The organism is Myxococcus sp. CA040A (genome assembly GCF_013336725.1).
Classification (GTDB): Bacteria; Myxococcota; Myxococcia; order Myxococcales; family Myxococcaceae; genus Myxococcus; species Myxococcus llanfairpwllgwyngyllgogerychwyrndrobwllllantysiliogogogochensis.
Map to the genome: position 1 here is coordinate 1,034,779 of NZ_JABUMR010000004.1, position 21,189 is coordinate 1,055,967.

General features: G+C 69.9%; 12 protein-coding genes. 6 read left to right on the forward strand and 6 right to left on the reverse strand.

What is annotated here, in order from left to right:
- The first annotated feature begins 132 nt into the window (after positions 1-132).
- Positions 133-3,696 carry a tolB protein precursor protein gene (locus tag HUA75_RS21315; RefSeq protein ID WP_174487399.1) on the forward strand — a complete coding sequence of 1,188 codons (3,564 nt, stop codon included), beginning with the start codon at positions 133-135 and terminating at the stop codon, positions 3,694-3,696.
- A gap of 66 nt (positions 3,697-3,762) precedes the next feature.
- Here the strand turns inward: HUA75_RS21315 and HUA75_RS21320 are convergent, their stop codons facing one another.
- Positions 3,763-4,230 (reverse strand): DUF2892 domain-containing protein, encoded by a 468-nt coding sequence (locus tag HUA75_RS21320; RefSeq protein ID WP_174487400.1) that lies wholly within the window; start codon positions 4,228-4,230, stop codon positions 3,763-3,765.
- A gap of 345 nt (positions 4,231-4,575) precedes the next feature.
- Here HUA75_RS21320 and HUA75_RS21325 point away from each other — a divergent pair, with 345 nt between their 5' ends.
- Entirely contained in the window at positions 4,576-6,375 is a 1,800-nt protein-coding gene (locus tag HUA75_RS21325; protein ID WP_174487401.1) for a CotH kinase family protein, read from the forward strand.
- Positions 6,376-6,391: 16 nt separating this feature from the next.
- Here the strand turns inward: HUA75_RS21325 and pbpC are convergent, their stop codons facing one another.
- Both pbpC and HUA75_RS21335 read right to left on the reverse strand, forming a co-directional pair.
- A complete protein-coding gene (pbpC, locus tag HUA75_RS21330) occupies positions 6,392-8,764 on the reverse strand; it encodes a penicillin-binding protein 1C (RefSeq protein WP_174487402.1) in 2,373 nt (790 codons plus the stop codon).
- 1 nt (position 8,765) lies between these two features.
- Positions 8,766-14,507 carry an alpha-2-macroglobulin gene (locus HUA75_RS21335; RefSeq protein ID WP_174487403.1) on the reverse strand — a complete coding sequence of 1,914 codons (5,742 nt, stop codon included), beginning with the start codon at positions 14,505-14,507 and terminating at the stop codon, positions 8,766-8,768.
- 262 nt (positions 14,508-14,769) lie between these two features.
- Between HUA75_RS21335 and HUA75_RS21340 the strand changes: the two genes are divergently transcribed.
- On the forward strand, positions 14,770-15,492 hold the full coding sequence (locus HUA75_RS21340) for an RNA methyltransferase (RefSeq protein WP_174457207.1): 723 nt from the start codon (positions 14,770-14,772) through the stop codon (positions 15,490-15,492).
- Here HUA75_RS21340 and HUA75_RS21345 read toward each other — a convergent pair.
- Positions 15,489-15,725 (reverse strand): hypothetical protein, encoded by a 237-nt coding sequence (locus tag HUA75_RS21345; protein WP_141645967.1) that lies wholly within the window; start codon positions 15,723-15,725, stop codon positions 15,489-15,491. The two genes, HUA75_RS21340 and HUA75_RS21345, sit on opposite strands and share 4 nt — an antisense overlap.
- A 124-nt stretch (positions 15,726-15,849) precedes the next feature.
- Entirely contained in the window at positions 15,850-16,848 is a 999-nt protein-coding gene (locus tag HUA75_RS21350; protein ID WP_174487404.1) for a DUF1028 domain-containing protein, read from the reverse strand.
- Positions 16,849-16,975: 127 nt separating this feature from the next.
- On the opposite strand from HUA75_RS21350, the gene HUA75_RS21355 reads away from it, so the two are divergent.
- Positions 16,976-17,200, forward strand: a complete 225-nt coding sequence (locus tag HUA75_RS21355) for a hypothetical protein (protein WP_254627653.1) — start codon at positions 16,976-16,978, stop codon at positions 17,198-17,200.
- Between the two features lie 5 nt (positions 17,201-17,205).
- On the opposite strand, the gene HUA75_RS21360 is transcribed toward HUA75_RS21355, so the two are convergent.
- Positions 17,206-18,210: an alpha/beta hydrolase family protein gene (locus tag HUA75_RS21360; RefSeq protein ID WP_174487405.1), complete on the reverse strand. Its 1,005-nt coding sequence runs from the start codon at positions 18,208-18,210 to the stop codon at positions 17,206-17,208.
- 150 nt (positions 18,211-18,360) lie between these two features.
- Here HUA75_RS21360 and HUA75_RS21365 point away from each other — a divergent pair, with 150 nt between their 5' ends.
- Entirely contained in the window at positions 18,361-19,167 is an 807-nt protein-coding gene (locus tag HUA75_RS21365) for a pseudouridine synthase (RefSeq protein WP_141645970.1), read from the forward strand.
- A gap of 111 nt (positions 19,168-19,278) precedes the next feature.
- The gene (locus HUA75_RS21370) at positions 19,279-21,102 is read left to right on the forward strand and encodes a right-handed parallel beta-helix repeat-containing protein (protein ID WP_254627654.1); all 1,824 of its coding nucleotides are present in this window, start codon (positions 19,279-19,281) and stop codon (positions 21,100-21,102) included.
- Positions 21,103-21,189: the final 87 nt, after the last annotated feature.

Here is a 21,189-nt window from a genome sequence, read left to right on the forward strand (position 1 = left end):
GAGCGGCGACGTCCACCGCCCGGCAAGTAAACGAAAAGAAATTATCGAGGCGCTTGTATAGGCTCACTCCTGAGAGCGAGCCTCCTAGGAAGCACCTGTCTCGCCAGTACCCCACCCCAAGAGGTGACCTTCGTGAACCCCCGTCTCCTCGCTGCCGCCGCGCTGACCCTGCTCCTCCCGGAGCTGGCGTTGGCCCAGGTCTTCGTCGTGCCTCGTCGCCCGGGCAAGACGCCGGTGAACAGCTTCGAGTTCGAGTGGCGGCACGTCGACATCCTCGTGGGCCCACAGGCCACCGGGGTCGCCAAGCCTCCTGACAGGACGGCGCATGAACAGCCGCCCGGGGCACAAGGGGGAGCCAACCCCGACGCGCCCACCACCCACCCCCAGACCGGCGACACGAAGTCAGTCCCGGCGGATCCCCCCACCGGCGCCGACCCCTCCACCACCCTCTCCCCCAGCCCCGCACCTCAGCTCGCGGAGCCGCAGGACTCGGGCACGCCTCCCTCGGGAGCCGTCGCGGACAACGAGGACGGCGGCACGCCTCCCTCGGGCGCCACCGCGGGCGTCACGGGCGGAGAGGACGGCGGCACGCCCCTGAGCAGCGCGCTCGGAGACGGCGGCCCGGCCCTCGGCAGCGGGCCCGCGCTCGGTGGCCCCGCGCTGGGCGGCAACCCCGACGGCGGCTTCAACTACACCTATGCGAAGTCGCTCGGCGCGAAGGCCGGCGGCGTGCGCTTCTACTTCTACGAGCGAGAGCGCGTCGTCGCCGAGCGCGCCGCGCCGCTCATCGAAGAGGCGTACCGGTACCTGGTGGACACCTTCCAGTACGTCCCCACGGAGACCTTCCCGTACATCCTCTACAGCAGCTACCAGGAATTCCTTCAGACGAACCTCTTCCCGCTGTCCGAGGGAACCCTGGGCGTCACCAGCACCGAGGACCTGAAGCTCACGCTGCCGTACCTGGGTGATCACCGACTCTTCGAGGAAATCAGCACCCACGAGCTGGCGCACCAGTTCACCATCCAGAAGACGCGCACCGTGGCCGAGCAGGCCAAGGTGTTCGGCGACCCCCTCCAGGCGATTCCGCTGTGGTTCATCGAAGGTATCGCCGAGTTCTACGCCAAGCGCGGCATGGACCCCGAGGCGGAGATGCTCGTCCGGGACCTGCTCGTCAATCCGGACCTCTACAAGGGCTACGCCTTCCTCGACTTCTTCTCCCCCGGGCCCTACGGCTACCTGTGGATCTACAAGGTCGGTCAGGTGCGCGTGGCCTTCCTCGAGGAGGAGTACGGCAAGGGCTTCATCCAGCGCGTGCTGGAGGACTCGCCCCGGCTGGTGGGCGGCTCGAAGGACTCCCCGTCGCTCAAGTTCGAGGAGCTGCTGGAGCGCCTGACGGGGGATGATCCGAAGCGGCTGTCCGCGCGGTTCGAGAACTGGCTGAAGCGCCGGGCCTACAAGACGTACCTCGGCTCGGAGCAGTCCGCGCCCGCGCTGGACCTGCTCGACAAGGCCCCGGGCTACATCACCGCGATGTCCAGCTCGCCGGACGGCACCCTGCTGGCGCTGCGCACCATCGTCCCCGAGACCGGCGAGAGCCGGCTGTATGTGATGGACCCGCGCGCGCCGGACAAGGCGGTGAAGGTGGCCGGTGACGGCGTGCCCGGCGTGGAGTCGCTGCACCCCATCTCCGGCCGCAGCTTCGCGCTGTCCAAGGACAAGCTGGCCTTCGTCGCCGAAATCACCGGTCGCGACATCATCTACGTGCAGGACTACAAACACACCGTGGAGAAGCGCGCCAACGACGTGCTGGTGCGACGCAACCCCATCCGCACCGGCATCGACCGGGAGGTGGGCACGTCGGTGCAACTGGAGGTGGGCGACCGCAAGGCCTACCGCATCGACAAGCACGGCATCCTCGCGGCGTACTCGCCAGCCCTCTCGCCGGATGGGCGCTACGTGGCCTTCATCGGCATCCAGGACGAGGGCCTGCGCGACGTCTACGTCATCGACCTGAACGCGAGCCCGGACGCCAAGCCCCTGCAGCTCACCGACGACGTGTTCTCCGAGCGCCAGGTGACGTGGGGCCCCGCGGGCATCGTCTTCACGTCGGACGCCACGTCGCACCGCAAGTTCAACCTCTTCCGCGTGAAGCTGGACGCGCCCCGCCAGGTGGAGCGGCTGACGAGCGAGGAGAGGGACCACGCGGACCCGCTGGCCCTGGTCGACGGCCGCGTGTTCTTCACCGCCTTCAACAACAGCAGCTCCGACCTGCACGAGCTGATGGCGGACGGGCGAATCGTGCGCCGCACGGACCTGACCACCGGCGTCTTCGAGCCGGGCCCCGGCCCCGAGGGTGGCCTGTGGATGCTCTTCCACGTGTCGGGTGAGCGGAAGCCCGCGGTGCTCAGGCCGCCGCGCATGCTCGCGCTCGACGTGGCGCCGGAGCCTCCTCCGGAGCCGCCCAACCCGCTGGCGGTGCGCCCGCTCACGGATGCGCAGGCGTACGAGCCCTTCGCGCGAAAGAACCTGGAGTTCGGCCCCATCTTCGGCTTCGCGGGCGCGGGCGGCGGCGGCTTCGTCGGTCAGCTCTTCGCGGCGGCGAGCGACCGCATGAGGGACCACCAGTTCATCCTCACCCTGGCGGTGTACGGCAGCTTCGATTTGACGGACGGCTACATGCTGTACATCAACGACGCGGGCCGGACGACGTGGGGCGGCGGTCTGTTCCAGTCGCTGCGCTTCCGCGTGGACCAGACGTTCGATGACCTGCCCGTCTTCTTCACGTCGGCGGAGCGGTACTTCGGCGCGCTCGGCAGCCTGCGCTATCCCCTGAGCACGTTCTTCTTCGTCCAGGGCGACCTGAGCATGGGCGGAACCAAGTACTTCCTCGACGACCAGACCGAGTTCCGCCTCTTCTTCGCGGACCGCAACGAGGCCAACCGGGAGCTGCTGTCGCTGTGGAACGCGAAGAACGGCTCCATCCGCTTCCAGACCGAGTTGAGTGGACAGGTGGGCTACGACAGCCTCAAGTACCACTACGCCACCGGTCCGCTGTCGGGCAGCTCCGCGTTGTTGGAGATGACGCTGGGTGTGCAGCCCTTCGACAGCGAGGCCTACGGCAACCTCCGGCTGGATGCCGAGCGCTACTTCCCCATCTACGGCCGCACCCACCTGTTCCTGCGCGGCGGCGCGGGCACGACGCTGGGCGGACGCTACGCGCGCTCCTACTTCCTGTCGTCGTTCGACACCCTGCGCGGCGTGAACTTCGGCGACGAGCGGTGGCTGCTCGGCCGCAACTTCACCTACGCCACGCTGGAGCTGCAGCTGCCCCTCAACGACATCATCCGCGTGGCCTTCCTCAGTGACTTGGAGGCCATCGCGGCGATGGACGTGGGTGGCGTGGGCAACAGCGCCGAGGACCTGTGGGACCACCGCGTGCTCAACGCCGTCGTCGGTGTGAACCTGGCGCTGGGGCCCCTGCTGTTGCGGCTGCACTTCGGCAGGCCGCTCGACATCGGCGCCAAGGCCGGCAAGCCGGACTCGGGCTGGGTGACGAACTTCTCGCTGGGAATCGCCGGCCTCAACGGCTTCTTCGACCAGGGGAACACCGGCGCGACGAACAACGGCCCACCCCAGGGCGGGTCCCCCGCGCTGATGCCGGCGCAGGGTGGTGGCTACACCTCGCCTCGACACTGAGGCGACAGGCCGCCCCCGCTCCCTTCATCGGGTGAGCGGGGGCTGGCGATGCTTGGGGACGCGGCGTCAGGACTGCGCGGCCACGAGCGCCGCGTTGGCCTTCGCCATGGGCCCGCCGTCATTGGGGATGCGCTCGAAGTCACCGCGCAGCGCCTTGATGGCGAACTTCTCCAGGTCGATTTCCCGGCGCGAGCGGATGCCCAGCGCGCGCAAGGGAGCGGACAAGGGCCCGAAGCCGAAGACGCCGTGATGGAGGAGGACTCCCGCGGCCACGGCGCTCAGCACCCGCCACCGGCCGCCATCCTTCTTGCCCAGCAACAGGCCCAGCGCCCCCATCGCGGCCGTGCCAACCATGACAGCGCGGTTGAGGTCCCACTCGCGCTCCAACCGTTGGAGGTAGCGGCTCATCTCCGGCCGGTCCGCGTGCGTCGCCATGTGCCGCACGCACGCCTCTACATGCTCGTCGATACGGCGGTTCACCATCAGCGGCGTGTGGTTGCGGGCGGAATCAGACGACTGGTTCCAGGTCTCCATCGCGGGCGTCTCCCTGTCGCGGCGCTCCCCTCTTCCTGAAGAAGCTAGGCCCGACGTTCCGCGTCGGGAACAGCGGTGGGAAGAAGGGAAGAAGGCTTCCCTGCCTGCCCGCCTGCCCCACCAGGGAGGCTCGCGTGCGACGCAGCTCCTTCTCAAGAAGCCCTCACGCCGACCCAGGGGTCGACGGGTCCTCAGCCCTCCAGGGTGAAGCAAATGACCGGACCAGGAAGGGAAATCCCTTTCATCAACTACCCACCCCACGGCGTCTCAGGGCACTGGCTTCGTTCACTTTCGAGCGGCGCACGTCTCCCTCCATGAGGCACGAGCCTTGCTCAACACCCGGCGATGACTCGCTCACGACTCTTGCTCTGCCTTCCGGTGATGTGGCTGTGGGCTTGCGGCTCTGGAGCCCCGTCCTCACCCACTCAACCGCCTCCCGTCATCATCGAGGAGCCGCCTCCGACAAATCCGCCCGTGGAACCTCCGCCGGTGGACCCGCCCCCCGTGGACCCTCCGCCCGTGGACCCGCCTCCGGTGGACCCTCCGCCCGTGGACCCGCCTCCGGTGACGCCCGAGGCCCAGCGGCCCTTCACGATGCCTGCCTTGCAAGCGAGCGTGCCCGAGTACGAGCTCATCATCCCCGAGGCGGCGATGAAGAAGTTCGAGGCAGACGTGTGGACGCCGGAGCAGGACGCCGTCTTCAAGGCGGGCGGGACGACGTATCAGGTGAAGGTGCGCCTGCGAGGTGCCTCCGCGCGCTACTTCCCGAAGAAGAGCTGGAACGTGAGCTTCGCGAAGGACGCCCGGTTCGAGGGACGCACGTCACTCAACCTCGTGGCCGAGTATGCCGATGCGACGATGCTGGCGGAGAAGATGGCGTTCGACTTGATGGCCGCGATGCGCGTGCCCGCGTCCAAGGCGACCTACGTGCGCCTCAAGCTCAATGGCCAGTACCAGGGCGTGTTCCTGGACATCGAGCAGGTGAACAAGGCCTTCCTCAAGGCCCACGCCTTCGCGGACGACGATGCCACCATCTACCGGTGCGGCTGGAAGGACTGCGAGCTGAAGACGTGGAAGGTGCCCTACCAGGGTGACTGGACGAAGAAGACGAACGAGCAGCAGCCGGACGACGCGCTCCTCGCCATGCTGGACGTCATCAACCACACGCCGGAACCCCAGTTCGCCGAGGCACTGGAGAAACACCTCCAGCTCGAGCACTACCTGCGCTCCATGGTGCTGGACGCGTTGATGTCCAACAACTTCGTCGAGGACTCGGAGAGCTACTTCATCTACGACCGGGCCGTGGCGAAATGGTCCTACGTGCCCTGGGACCTCAACAACGTGGACGCGCGCTGGTGGTACCTCAATCCCGTGGAGGGAATGAGCACCAGCTCCAACAACATGCGCCACCCGCTCTTCAACTTCACGCTGACGGATGCGTGGACGGAGAGGATGTACCTGCAGCGCAAGACGGAGACGCAGTCCTATCCCGGCTACCTGCCCGTCTTCTCCAACCTGGGCACGCGCGTGCTGGCCAACCCCGCGCTGCGTGAGCAGTTGGGCGCACGGCTCGACAAGGCGCTCGACGAGCTGTTCACCCCCGAGGTGATGAACCCGTACATCGACGCGCTGCACGCGCTCATCACCCCGCACATGCGTGGAGCCCCGTACACCGACTTCGCCCAGTTCCAGGCGGGCCGCGACTACATGAAGCGCTACGTGAAGGAGCGCCGGGCCTTCGTGGAGAAGGACTGGGCGCGGATGAAGGCCCAGGGCTCGCCCCTGATGTTCGAGGCGTTCGACCCGGTGGCGGGCTGGGTGGACGTGGGCAACCGGGGCACGGTGGCGCTGTCGCTCAAGGGCATGGTGCTGACCACGAACCTGCGGGTGAGCCTGGCGCAGAGCGACCATGCGCCCACCCTGGTGAGGCCCCCCGTGGGCGCGGTGCTGCCGGACGTGACGGTGGCCCCGGGCGCGAAGGTGCGGCTGAAGCTCTCCGAGCTGGGCATCCAGTTGATGCCCAAGGGAGAGCTGGGCCTGTTCGACGGGAAGTCCGTCGTGGGCGTGAAGGACTTCCTCTTCTACGGCGCGCTGCGCGCAGGTCAGCAATACGAGCGCGGCGACAAGGGCTGGGAGGTCCGCTGAGCCGGAGTGCTTCGCTTTAGCGCCGCTCGCGGACGACGAGCGTGCGCTTCGCGCTGAGTCCCCGGTCATCCGTGACGAGGATTTCGTGGGAGCCCACCGAGGGCTTCCACCACATGCGCTCGTCGGCGCGCGCCGTTCCCAGGAGCGCGCCGTCCACGAACCAGGTGAGCGCGCGCTCGTGGGAGGCCTCCGCCTCCAGCGGCATCTCCTGCTGCTCCGGAGGGACTCCGGGAATCAGCAGCGCGATGTGGCCCTGGGCGGGCGAGACGATGCTGGGCGCGGCGCGCTCGCCACCGGGCTCACAGCCGGGCGCCGCGGACGGAGGCTCCGGCAGGCGGCGGTGCTGCTCCTCCAACCAACGTCGGATGGTGGCGGGCCAGGTGACGAACACCCGCGACTCCGTCTTCCGCCCCGCGCGGCATGTGGGTCCCACCGCGAGCCCGGAGGCCACGTCGACCTCCACGTGCTGGTGATAGGGACAGCGGGCGGTGGGCACCGCCGAGCGCCGCGCGTAGACCTCCTTGCGCTGCGTGCAGGCCTCCGTCGGCAGATGTCCCGAGTACGCGCAGACCTCCACGCGCATCAAGTCGTCCGGCGCGTTCACTTCATCCTCCGGCAGCGAGCGGCCTCGGGGACCCACGCCCTCGAGGATGTCGAACAGCAGGGGGCCCGCCGCATCCGCGCCCACCAGGTGCACGCTCGGCGAGTGGTCGAAGTTGCCCAGCCACACCACCGCCGTGTGCCGAGGCCCGGAGCCCGCGGCCCACGCGTCCCGGTGCCCGAAGCTCGTCCCCGTCTTCCAGTGCACGCGCGCGGGCAGGCCCGTCAGCCGGCGCCGCTCCGGAAAGTCCGGCCGGTCCTTCAGCGACAGGGCCTTGCGCGTGAGCCACGCCGCGCCCGGAGACATCACCTCCACGGGGGCCTCCACCGGCTGCCCTTCCTCCAGCAGGCGCAGCGGCCGCGTGCGGCCGTCACCGGCGAGCGCCACGTACACCCCCGCCAGCTCCAGGGGCGTCACCTCGATGCCGCCCACGGCCGCGGACAGGCCGTAGTAGCCGGGCTCCGGGACGAGGCTGGCGACGCCGGACGTGCGCAGCGAACCCAGGAAGCGCTCCACGCCCACGCGCTCCAGGAGCCGCACGAAGGGCATGTTGAGCGACTGGGACAGCGCGTACTCCAGCCGCACGAGGCCCAGGAAGCGGCCGTCGAAGTTGCGTGGGGCATAACCGCCGTACGTCGTGGGGATGTCCGCCACGAGCTGCTCCGGCCCCACCAGCCCCAGGTCGATGCCCATGGCGTACAGCAGCGGCTTGAGCGCCGACCCCGGAGAGCGCGGCGCGGCGAAGCCGACAATCTGTCCGCCGTGCTTCTCGTCGAAGAAGTCGAAGTTGCCCACCAGCGCGAGCACCTCGCCCCGCTCGCGCTCCACCACCACGGCCGCGCCGTTGTGGACGCCGCGCGACGTCAGGTCCTTCGCCCCGTCGCGCATCACCCGTTCCACCAACCGCTGCGTGCCCGCATCCAGCGTGGTGCGCAGTCGCGTCTGCCCCGGGCGCTGAGCCCGGAGCCACACCGCCGCGTGCGGGGCCTCGCGAGGAAACGCCTTCAAGTCCAGGGGCACGGCGGAGGCATGCACCTCCGCGAGCACCTGCTCGGCCGATACCGTCGCGCCCTCGGGGCCGCGTGGGAGGGCGTGGGCCTCCAGCAGCCGTCGGGCCACGTCATCCCGGGCCGCGCGCAGCCGGGCGCGGTTCTCCGTCGTGGGGAAACGACGGTTGGGGTTCTGCGGCACCGCCAGCAGCGTGGCGATCTCCGCCGGACTCAGGTGGGCCGCCGTGTGGCCGAAGTACGCGAGCGCCGCGGCCTCCACACCCTCCACGTTGCGACCGTAGGGGACGAACTGGAGGTAGGCGCCCATCACCTCCTGCTTCGTCAGGCGCAGCTCCAGCTGCACCGCGCGAAAGGCCTCCACCAGCTTCGAGGTGAAGGTGCGCGGGCGGGGCTCCAGCATGCGCACCAGTTGCATCGTCAGCGTGGACGCGCCCGACACCCGGCGGCCCCGCGTCAGGTTGAGCACGGCCGCGCGCGCCACCGCGAGCGGGTCCACGCCCGGGTGGGAATAGAAGCGCTTGTCCTCCAACGCGAGCAGGGCCCGGAGGTAGGCCGGGTCGATGCGCTCCGCCGGAGCGGCGATGCGCCACCGCTCGTCCGGCGCGAGGAAGACATGCGCCGGAGTGCCATCGCGGTACTCCAGCACCACCGAGGGCGGTGCGGAGAGCCGCGACGGCAGCGGCAACACCCACGCCGCCGCCACCCCCACCGCCGCGAGGCCGACGAGCCCCACGGCGAACCACACGAGCTTCTTCAGGAGGTGGCGAGCGCGGCGCATATCAGAGCAGGCTGTCCTTCCACGGGCCGGACACCTGCACCGTGCCACCCCCCTCACGGGCCCAGATGCGCGGGTCGTACATCGCCTCGGCCTCCGCCGTCGGCAGGGTGAAGGCCCCCGCCGTCACCGCGCGCACCGCGTACACGATGCTCTTCGACTCCCGAGCACCGAGCGCGCCGAAGACCTCCATCCGGTCATCCCGGATGTTGACGTAGTCCGGCGTCCACAGCGCGTCCGCGCCCACCCAGTCCACCGAGCCGCCGCGCCCCAGCCGCGCGTTCTCGATTTCCCAGCCCGCCGGCAGTCGGTCCACCAGCGCGATGTTCTGCACCCGCTCGTGCGTGGTGTTGGTCAGCGTCAGCTCCACGTAGATGAGCTCCGCCAGGGCCAGGGGCGACGCCTGCAGCTTCAGCTCCGTGCCGTCCTGCTTGCGATAGGTGCGCTTCAGCGTGAGGCCCTCGCCTCCGGTGCGCACCTGTCCGTCCGCGCGCACGCCCTCGCTGCTCAACACGAGGTACAGCTTCCCCGCGTCCTTGGACTTCACGTCGAGCTGGAGCTGCTTGCGCTCGCTGGCCCGAGCCAGGGCCCACGTCCGGTCCGACGCGCGCGCGTCCTTCGCCTGCAGCGACGCCACGTCCTTGCCATCCACCGTCAACACCGGCGGAGTGAACTGAGAGGCCGCGCCCTGCAGGCGCTTGCCCAGGCCCGTGATTCCCCACACCAGCTCCTGCGTCGTGTACCAGCTGCTCGTGTGGGCCTGGAGGGACTCGGCCACCATGGCCGCCAGGGGCTCCCCCGCGGCGGAGTTGCCGAAGAGGTCCTGGTACGTGCTCAGCATGAAGCCACGGCGCCGACGGTCCGAGTAGAAGGACCAGCTGTTCTTGCGCTCGTCGGTGACGGGCGACAGGTCCGGGGTGCGCAGCTCCTTCTCGTAGCGGCGGTCTCCGGCGAGCCACAGGCCGGCCTTGAGCATGTAGTCGTCCTCACGCTCCTGACCATCGAGCGCGCCCTTCTTCGACTTCTCGGCCAGCGTCTCCACCAGCTTCAACATGCGCGCCTTGCGGCCCTTGCCGGACACCGCCAGCACGTAGTGCATGTAGGCTTCTTCGCTGTTGATGCGGCCATCCGAGCGAACCGCGGCGTTCTCGTAGGAACCCATGCGGCTGCTCATCCACTGAATCGCGTCGTTCAGCCGGTCCTGCGAGACGGGGTACTTCAGCTTCTGCGCATCCAGCAGCATGTGCGTCGCGTACGCGGTGCCCCACTCCACCGGCTCCGTGGAGCCCGGCCAGTAGGAGAAGCCGCCCGAGGACGTCTGCATGGACAGCACGCGGTTGATGCCCGCCAGCACCATGTCTCCCACGGAGCCCTTCTGGGTCAGCGTGGGGTCCACGGTGTCCACCAGCTCCGACACGAAGAGCAGCGGACGCGTGGAGGACGTCGTCTGCTCGATGCAGCCATAGGGGTACTGGACCAGGTACGACAGGTGCTGGAGCGACTGCGCATAGGGATTGGTCGTCACCCACAGCGTGGAGCGCTCCGTGGTGGGCACCCAGCCCTGGAGGTGCTTGGAGAGGTCCGTCACACCCTCCGCCAGTTCGATGCGCTGCACGCGCCGCTCGCGGGGGCCCGCCGGGGACAGCGGCACATCCAGCGTCTCCTTGGACGTGTAGCCACCACCTTCCACCACGACGCTCAGCCGCGCGGCACCCACCGCCTGCACCGCGCGCGCCTGGAAGACGAAGGTGGTGGACTTGCCATCCTCCAGCCGGGCCCGGCCCTCGCTCTTGCCCAGCAGTTGGAGCGGCGACGACGCCGTCGCGGGCTGCAACAGGCCCGGCACCGGCAGCGACTCCGCGCCCAGCGTCACCTTCACGTCCTGCGGCTTGCCGGACAGGTTGGTGACGAAGACGGGCACCTGGATTTCGTCGTTCTGCGTGAGGAAGCGAGGCAGCGTCGTCTGGAGCACCAGCGGGTCTCTCACCAGCACCTGCGCGCTCGCGCGGCCCAGGCGCTTGGGTCCGGCCGTCACCACCATCACCCGCACCGCGCCCCGGTACTGCGGAATCTGGAAGGGCAGGCGCAGCTTGCCGCTGGCCGGAACCAGCACCACGCCGCTCCACAGCGCCACGGGCTTGACGGGCTGCACCCGGCCGCTCGCGTCGCTCTCCGCGTCACCACCCGTGGAGCGCGAGTTGCCGCCGGGCGGCACCAGCAGCGTCCAGCCGATGGTCTCGTAGGTGCCCACGCCAAGGGCGCGCTTGGTGAAGATCTGCTTGAGCGGGTCCGGGCTCTGGAAGCGCGTGAGGGAGAGGATGCCCTCGTCCACCACCGCCACCGTGGCGAAGGTCGGCCCCTCCAGCGCCCCCAGGTCCAGGTCCACGTTGAGCGTGTCGTTGGAGCGGACCTCCTTGGGCACGCTCAGCGTCACGGCTTGCGTGAAGTCCACGGGCTCCAGCGTGACGCTGGCCACGCCGAAGGCGCGGTCCGGCATGAACGCCTCGCGGGACTCCAGATGCGGGTCCTTCACGAGGAAGGTGCTCACGTAGACGTTGGGCGCGAACTGCTTGGGCGTGAAGGTCCACGTCACCTCGCCCGGCTCCACGGCCTTCCACTCGGTGGCGAGCACGCGGTCCGTCTCCGCGGTGAAGAGCATCCGGCCCTTGTACGGAGCCTTCACCTTGACGGTGATGGCCTGGCCCACGCGGGCCTGCGCCGGCACGGCGACATCCAGCGAGGTGGGCTTGAGCGGACGCGGCGTCTGGTCCACGCGCGAGCCCTCGCCCCACCAGTAGTAGCGACCCTCGCCCTCCAGCTCCAGGTCCGTCTGCGCATTGCCGGAGCGCACGCGCACCAGATAGCCCGCGGCATCTCCGCCCGGCGTCACGCTGAGGGAGAAGCGGCCGTCCACCACCTTCGCCACGGCGCTGCCCTCGCGAATCGGCCGCAGGTAGCGCTGGTAGCGGTCATACCCCTCCGACTCGTCGTAGTAGTACCCGTACTCCTCCTCCAGGCGGACGTACTCGACCTCCACCGACTTGGGCGCCAGTGAGCCGGACGTGACGACCTTGCCGTCCCAGTCCACCACCACGCCAGAGACAGTGAAGGGCTTGCCGGCCTTCACCTTCCCGACGCTGGCCTGCAGGCCCACGTAGTAGCGCTCCGGGTGCACGGGCACGCTGGCCTCGTTCACCGTGGAGCGGCCACTGCCGGACTCGAAGACGCTGACGAGCGCGCTGAGCTTCGCCGCGCCCCGCAGACCGCCCATGGCCGCCTGCGCCGGGCAGTTGAGGACCGCCTGGCCCTTCGCATCCAGCACGCCCTTGGCCTGCCCCAGCGTGACGGGACGCGGCTCCTTGCCGTCCTGGCGCCACAGGCCGTAGGTGAACTGGGCGTTCTGCTTCGGCTTGAAGTCCGACGGCAGCAGCCGGCAGTTGAGCTCCACCGGGCTTGCTTCCGCCGAGCCGCCGAAGAGATAGGCGGCCTCCACGGCGACGGGCAGCTCCACGCCCTGCACGTAGCCGGGGGCCTCGGTGGTCGCGGTCACCTTCATGCGCTCGGGGACGAACTCCTCCACGCTGAAGGCGTAGGAGGCCACGTCCCGGTCCGCGACCTTCAGCGTCACGCGGTAGCGGCCCGTGTCCTGGAACGCCTCGAAGGGAATGTCGAGCGAGACGAGTCCCGCCTCGTTCGTCTTCAGCGGCACCTTCTTCCACTCGCGCTCGCGCGCATCCACCACCACCAGTTCGACGGGCATGCCCGTGGGCGGCGCCAGGTCATCCTGGCCGCGCAGCACGGCGGCGACGTGCGCCGTGTCTCCCGGGCGATACACGCCCCGGTCGGACCAGAGGGAGGCGCGGTAGGCCTTCTCGGAGCGGTAGGGCTCGCCCTGCACGTCCGAGTTGGCGATCTCCATCTTCAGCTCGCTGTACTTGAGGTACGTCAGCTCCTCGCCTTGACGGGCGATGAGCGCGAAGGGCTCGCTGTCGTCCGCGCCCGCCGCGGGCACCTTCAGCATGCACCCGTCGGCGCCCTTGGTGACGCAGCGGTCCACCGACTGGCCGCTCTTCTTCACGAGCGTGACTTCGACGCCGGACACCGGGTCGGTGCTCTCGATGCCGAGCGCCCAGACCCACACCTCGCCCCGGTCCGTGGAGCCGGGCGCGGGTCCGCCCCGCTTGGCCACGAGGCTCAAGTCCGTGAGGAGGATGCGCGACGCCGCCTGGAGGTCATCCTTCTTCACGGAGACCTCCACGAGTCCGCGCGTCGTGGACGGCACCAGGTTGGCCACGTCCACGTAGGTGGTGGTCAGGGTGTCCGCGGGGGACTGGAGGGCCAGCGTCTTCTTCACCACCACGTTGGACGTGCGCTCGTCGGCGACCTCGCGCTGGTCGTCGCTCATCCAGAAGACGAGGTTCTCCGGCGGCACGTTGCGGATGGTGAGTTCCACGCTGTCCAGGTTGAGGTGCTGCAGCGGCAGGTTGCGCCACGCGCTGCGCGGCAGGTAACGCCCCGCCGAGGAGAACGAGAGCTGCGGCTGCCGGGCCGGGACGGAGAGGTCCTCCACGAAGTCCGCCAGCAACGTGCCGTTGCCCAGGGACGTCGTCCCCGCGCCGATGCGCAGCGAGTACACGCCGCGCTTGAAGTCACCGAAGATGCGGAAGCCGCGCCGCGAGGGGGCGACGGACACCTTCACCGGCGGCGTCAGGTGGATGGCGGCCTCGGCCGTGGCATCGTCCAGGACACAGCCCCGGTTGCTCGAGTCCCAGTAGAACTCGTCGTAGTCCATGTTCTGCCGAGGGCTCGGCGGAGCGGACATCTCCACGTCGCGGCAGCTCACTTCCAGGTAGTGCCCGGAGGCCCCGCTCTGACGGGCGATGCCGGTGATGTCCAGCCGCTTGCCGCCGCGAAGCACGAAGGTGGACTCCGCCGCGGGCGCGCGCGCCTTCCCGTCCGTGGCCGAGGCGAGCCCCGCCTGGAGGACGAAGCGCACGGTGGCCCCGCCCTTGAGGCCCGGGTGGGCCAACTGCGCGGTGACGACGTCACGGCTGCCGGCCACGGTGCGCCACTTCACGTCGGTGATGGCCTGTCCTCCCACCTGGAAGGAGCCGCGCGAACGCAGGGCGGCCGGCTCCACCGGACCGGAGAACGCGAGGTCCAGCTCGACGCGGCCCTTGAGCAGGTCGAACTGCTTGGGCTCCATGCGGAGGAAGCGGAACGCGGGCGTCGTGAAGCGATGGGTCCACGCACCTTCGGAGGGCGGCTTCACCACGCCAGCGTCCGTCTCCAGCGACTCCACCGTCACGGTGTATTCGGTCTCGAAGGCGAAGCCGGTGCCCGTGGCGCTGAACGTGAGCGTGGACGGCCCGCTCCATTGCAGGTTGCCCGCGACTCGGGGCGCGATGTTGACGACGGTGCCCGGCTTCACCTCGCCATCCGGCGGGCGCAGCGAGCGGGCCAGCTCGATGACGACGCGCTGGGGAAGCACGCTCTCGGTGCCCGGCGCGCTGATGATGGGCGTCACCGACTCCGGCTTGACGGGCACCGGCGCCGGGGCGGCGGCGATTCCGGCGTCTGTCCCCGTCACCCGCGGAGCCTCGGTGGTCGCGGGCGGAGGTGAGGTCGCGGGTTCCTTCTCCTTCTGACAGCCCGCGAGCGAGGTGCCTACCAGCAGCACGGCGAAGAGCCAGCCCGCGCGTGTCGCGCGGTGCGGCGTGGTCAGGACTGAGGACTGCGAACCCATGGTTCCTCCGGAGGTACCAGCTGTTCTTCACGTGACGTGCCGACGGCGTGCACGTCTGGAATCGAGGGGGGGTGTGGTCGAACGCACACGGCCGGGACGCGGCCCCCACGCGTCCCCGAGCCCACATGGTGTACCCGGAGCCACACTCCCGGTGGCCTCCGCGCCCTCACCCGGCGGTCGATGGCGTCACGCTATAGGGGGGCCCCGCGCCCGGGTCAACGGCCCAGGCCCGAGCCCCGGAAGACGCTAAGGTGCCCCGCGCATGGTGCTGCCCGTCCGTTTCGTCCTGATGCGTCCGCGCAACGCGGAGAACCTGGGTGCCGCTGCTCGGGCGTTGAAGAACTGTGGCCTCTCGGATTGGGTGTGGGTGACGCCCGAAGTGGAGGATTTGACGCCCGCGCGCCGGCTGGCGGTCCATGCCGAGGATGTTTTGGACGGCGCCCGCCGCGCCGACACCCTGGAGGAAGCCATCGCCGACTGTGTCTGGGTGGTGGGGACCAGTTCGCGCAAGGTGGAGGGCAAGCGACGACTGCCGCCGCGCTCGGTGGGTGAGGAGCTGGTGACTCGCGCGACGCAGGGCACGGTGGCGCTCGTCTTCGGAGATGAGCGCAGCGGGCTCACCAACGCGGAGGTGGAGCGCTGTCACGACCTGTCGGCCGTGCCCACCGCTCCGGAGCAGCCTTCCATCAACCTGGCGCAGGCCGTGCTGCTGTATGCCTATGAAGTCCGCGTGGCCACGCTGGCGGAGCACGCGCCGCCACCGGGTCCGCTGCCCGTGGCGGCCACGGACACGGAGCTGGCGCAGGTGGAGTCGACGCTGGGGGGCGTGCTCAGCTCGGGCGGATTCCTCATCGACGAGCAGCCGGGGCGCACGGCCCTGAGAGACCTCTTCGCGCCCTTGCGTCGCTCACGGCTCACGCGCAAGGAGGCGCGGCTGTGGCTGGCCGCGCTGCACACGCTGCGCAAGCACCGGCCCTCGGGTTAGACGGAGCGGGTGGAGCGGCGTGGCCGCGACGTCGGTGGCGGACCTCGATGCCTGCGCGACAGGCGCACCGAGACCCACGCGAAGACGGCCGCGGCGATGACGAGGAGCGCGACCCAGTACCAGTAGCTGGGACCGCTGGACTCCTCGGGTGAGAGGGACACGTCCTGAGGCACCTGTGCCAGCGCCATGAACGGGACGAGCAACGCGAGCAATGGGGCCGGGGGGATGCGCATGGGTGTCCTCGTCTTGAGAACCTCTCCATCGCGCTCGGTGGACACAAGCGCTCGCGCCCGCCGTCCCACCGAGAGGAATCCCCAACGCTCGGGCCCCTGCTCCCTGTGCGGCTGAGTCCGCGATTCACTTCGCGGGCTTCGGCTTCGTGCCCGTCAGCCGGGAGAGGAGTTTCGGGTCGTCCGGGAGGAGCCCCGCAGCGGGCAGCCGGGTGACGAGTTCCCGCCACCGGGGATCGGCGGCGTACGTGCGCTGGAGCAGCGGGAGGGCTTCATCCACGCGGCCCACGCCGACGAGGGAGATGGCGTGCCAGAAGACCATCTCCATGTTTCCGGGAGCGAGCTTCTCCGCCGAGGAGTACGCGGCGAGGGCCGCGTCGGTGTCCTTGTGCTCGAGGGCGAGGTCTCCCTCGTTCATGAAGTTGTACGCGCGTTGGAGGGTGACGAGGCGACGGAGTTCCTTGAGGGGCTCCGGGTGGTCCTCGATGCGCAGGTCGAAGCGACGGTCCTGCCAGGGACGGCCGGTGGACTTCGCGGAGACGACGATGAGGGCGGCGGATTGCTTGCCCCGGATGTCGCCGCCCTGGGCCTCCGCGGCTTCGAGCGCGGTGAGCATGCGCTCGGCCAGGTCGCCCTTCGAGTCGCGGTACGCCTGGGACATCGCGGGCCAGACGGTGGCCTTGTCCATCATGTTGGCCTGGACGGAGAAGCCTTCGCCCACGACGTGCCCTGCGGCGGCGATGCAGCTCCTGCCGGTGTGCGCGGAGACGCGGCCCTGCGCGTCGACCATGGCGACCTGTCGCACGTTGCTGGCGGAGTCCGCGGCGAGCAGGCCGTTGAGGGCATCGGGAGCGCTGCGTCCGGCGCGCATGAGCTCCAGGCCCAGACGACCGTAGGACGGGTCCACGAAGGACTGGGTGGCGACAGCGCCGACGCCGGCCTCGGCCCAGGGCACGGTGGCGCCCACGGAGAACCAGTGGGACTGGACGGCGACCCCCAGGTCTCCCGTCACGGGGTCTCTCGCGACGATGGAGTAGGTGTGGACGGGACGGCGCGGGGTGATGGCTGGCTCGGCGGCGACGGCGGGAAGCGTGAGGAGGACGAGACAGGCGGCGAGGCGGGACATGGCGGCTCCTGCGGGCGAGGAGGCGCAGGGTGGGCGAGCGGGCGGGCGACCGCAAGGCCCGGCGCGGCACGCCCGGGGGACGGCCCTACCTTTCGGGAGGAGTCCTGAACCCGCGAGAGGAGCACGCATGGATCACATGCCCTACGAGTCGATGGTGGTGGGCGACGATGAACCGGGGCGCGGCGGTGGCCAGCCCCGGAAGGACGAGCGCGAGGAGGAGGCTCCAGGCCGCACGCCGCGGAAGGCCGAGGGCGACGAGCAAGGTGAAGAGCGGCGGAAGCCCGAGGATGAACCGGGCAAGACTCCGGGCATGTCCGATGGCGAGGACCCGGACACGATTCGACGTGAGTAGCGGGGTCACTCGCCGGAGCGATGGACCGCGTCTCGAATCGCTCCGCGCAGCGCCGACCCGGAGGTGATGAGCGCGGAGATGTGGCCCGCGTCCAGGATGCGCAGCTCGCTTCCGGCCCAGTGCGCGTGAAGCGCTCGCGCCTCTGACAACGGCACGAAGGCATCCCTCGCGCACGCCACGATGACGGCGGCGCTCGGCTTCGCGGGCGGCGGCAAGAGACACGCATTCGCCGCGTCCAGAATCGTCGCGAGTCGCAGCCGGGCCTCCGCTTCATCCGGCGAGCCTCCCAGCTTCTTGAAGTCGATGGAGCGCCCGTGCACGCCCTTCGTGAACACGGGCGCGGGTGACGCTCCCGCCGCGAGCGCCGCGACTCCCACGGGCTCCGGCATCGTCGCCGCCGCGAGCGCCGCCATGTAGCCACCCATGCTGTATCCCGCCACCGCGACGCGCTCGTAGCCCTCCCGCCGCGCATGCGCCACGAGCGCCCGCGCCTCCTCGATGCTCGCGATGTTCATGTTCAACTGCTCGCTCACCGTGCGGATGTGCGGCCCCTTCTGCCCCGTCGCCCTGCGCGTTCCGTAGAAGGGATTCTCCAGGAAGAACAAGTCCACGCCCTCGTCGACCAACGGCGCGAAGAGCCACGTCCTGAGCCGGAATCCCTCGTCCCGCGACGAGGCCAGCACCACGCACGCATTCCGCCCGCGACCTCGCGTGGAGGAGAACCACCGCACCTTGCCGCGACGAACCTCCGGAGGCAGCGCCGCCCAGGGCGACTCGAACGCGCCATCCCGGAAGCAACGCCGCCCCCGCGACTGCTCCGCCTCCCAGCTCATGGAGAGCGGGCCAGGCCGGGCGCAGAGCCGATCCGACAGACCCGGCCCCGTGAACGCCTGCTCGTCCCCCCAGCCGTCACAGAACAGCGAGTGACTCGCCAGCGAGGCGATGAACCCATCCAGCGGATGCATCCGGGTTTCATCCCGGACAGGCGGTGTTCCGGCACGCGAGGTCATGCCCCTGACTCTACGACGACCGCTCCCGGACGTCGGCGGTGAGATGCGCCACGTCGGGGAACTGGTGATGATATGACGCCGCCCTCGCGGCGGGTCGACGACACCCGGTGCTCCCGACCCGCCCTCGCGTCACCTGCCCCCTGGAAGCCCATGCCTCGCAAGTACGACAAGCCCAAGGCCCCTCAGCAACACCAGCGCTGGGAGGGCAAGGAGAAGCCGGACTGGCTGTCGCGCGCGCTCGCCCGAGCAGGCGTGTTCCCCCAGAAGGAGGCCGACGACGCCATCCGCGCCGGCCGCGTCACCATCAACGCGCGCGTCGCGCTCATGCCCCTCGCCCCCGTGCCCCCCGGCTCCGTCGTGCGCGTGGATGGCAAGGTCGTCCCGCTGTCGGCCCCCGCCACGCGCGTGCTCGCCTTCCACAAGCCCGCGGGCGTGCTGTCCTCCACCGTGTCCCAGCACCGCACCGGCACCGTCTTCGAGGTGCTCCTGCGCCAGTTGCCCCCGGACCTGGCCGGCTACACGTGGCACGCCGTGGGCCGCCTCGACGTGGACTCCACGGGCCTCTTGCTCTTCAGCAATGACGACAAGTTCGTCGCCCACGCCACCTCCCCTGACACGCAACTGCCCAAGCGCTACGTGGCCACCGTCTTCAGCACCCCCGACGAAGAGCGCGTGGAGCCCCTCCGCCAGGGGATGACGCTCGACGACGGCCCCGCCCGCCCCGCCACCGTGCGCATCCGCGACGAGCACACCGTGGAGGTCACCCTCACCGAGGGCCGACACCACCAGGTGAAGCGGATGCTCGGCGCCGTGGGGCTCCCCGTGCGCGCCCTCCACCGCGAGGCCGTGGGTGGCATCGAGCTCAACGACATCCCCGAGGGGACCTACCGCCTCCTCACCGAGGAGGAAGTGCGCGACGGCCTGCTCTACTCGGGGCGCACCCCACCGAGCGAGTGACCTCGCGGCGCGCTCGCTCGCGCCACCCACATCCGCGACGGCGGCTGACACACCGTCCGCGACAGCAGGTTCTCTCGCGGTGAGGCCTCGCTCCGGGCAGAATCCCGGCGCATGAACGCTCTCATCCGGCAGTGGTCCTGCGCTGTCCTGCTGCTTCTCTGCGTCGCGTGTGGCGGAGGAGACGACGACACCGGGGACGACGCGGGAACAGGCGCTCCCGATGGCTCCGTGCTCCCCGACGGAGGCACGCGCGAGGACAGCGGCTCCCAGCCGGGCCCCGACGGAGGTACCCAGGCGAACCCCGACGGCGGGGCGACCAGCGCCGACGCCACCGTCCCTGGAGCCATCACCCTCCCCTTCCCGACGCTGCACCACCTGACGGTGGAGTGGGCCTTCTCCGGTGACCCCAACGCGAACGGCGTCGTCTCCGTCCGTTACCGCCCCGTCGGAACGGGCACCTGGCTGCAGGCCCTGCCGCTGCGCCGCATCCCGGCCGGAGACAACGAGGGCTTCAGCTGGGGCGCGCGCCACTCCGGCAGCGTGTTCGGCCTCCAGCCAGGGACGCGCTACGAGTTGGAGCTCACCCTCACGGACCCGGACGGAGGCTCCACCACGCGGACGGAGACGGCGACCACGCGCGCGGTGCCAGCCCCCATGGCGAGTGCTCCCGTCAAGGCGGTGACCCCCGCCACCTTCGCCACCGTCGCCTCCGGCGCGCAGCCGGGCGACATCCTCGAGCTGGGCGCGGGGACGTACAGCGCGTTCGACTGGTCTCGCAGCGGAACCGAGGGCAAGCCCATCGTCCTGCGCGGCACCACCGGCACCATCGTCACCGGCCCCATCAACCTGTTCAACCAGAGCTACGTGCACTTCGACCGGCTCACCATCAACGGCCGCGTCCGATTCAACGGCTCGAAGCACTTCGTGCTCACCCGCTCCACCGTCAACGCCACCACCGCGAACGGAGGCGACGCCGTCGTCACCTTCCTGCGCGCGGAGAACGCCTATATCGCCGACAACGTCGTGACAGGTGTCACGCAATGGGCGGAGGCCTCGCTCGGCGTCAACGGCAACAACCAGGGTGAGGGCATCTGCGTCACGGGCCCGGGCCACGTGATTCTCAACAACCGCGTCACCGGGTTCCGCGACGGCATCTCCTTGATGGAGGACGACGCCGCGGTGGACCAGTACAGCATCGACATCCTCAACAACGACCTCATCGGCAACGCGGACGATGGAGTCGAGGCGGACTTCTGCTTCCACAACTGCCGAATCGTCGGCAACCGCCTCACCAACAACTTCATCGCCCTGTCGTCGCAGCCGAGCCTCGGCGGCCCCACGTACTTCGTCCGCAACGCCGCCTACAACACGGTGCACATCGCCTTCAAACTGTACCGGGGCAGCTCGGGCGACGTGCTGCTGCACAACACCGTGGTGAAGCATGGCGACGGGCTCGGCATCACCGCGGGCAGGCCCGTGGCGAACCTGTACTCGCGCAACAACCTGTTCATCGGCGGACCGGGCGGGTCCTTCAACGGCTACAACAGCGGCAACGCCAACGGGCGGGTGCTCCACATCCCCGACCTGGTCACCGCGAGCGCCAACCTGGACCACGACGGCTTCGGCACCACGTCCGGCAACTTCACCGCCACCTGGGGTGGCAGCGCCCTGACGGGACTGAGCGCCCTGCGTGCCAGCACCACCGAAAAGAACGCCGTGCAGGTGGACCTCGGAGTCTTCGCCGCGTCCGTCGCCTACCCCGCCGCGCCCATGACGCTGTATGCCGCGCCCGACCTGCGCCCGCGCACGGGCTCGGCCGTGGAGAACGCGGGAGCGCCCCTCGCCAACATCAACGACGGCTTCAGCGGCGCGGCGCCGGACCTGGGGGCCTACGAAGTCGGAGCGCCCCTGCCCGTCTACGGCCCGCGCTCCTGACCTCACGCGAGACTTGCGCTCGCGCGGGGACGGCTCAGACTCGGGCCTCCCTCCCACTCCAGGGAGGCCCGCAGTCCGAAGCCGAGG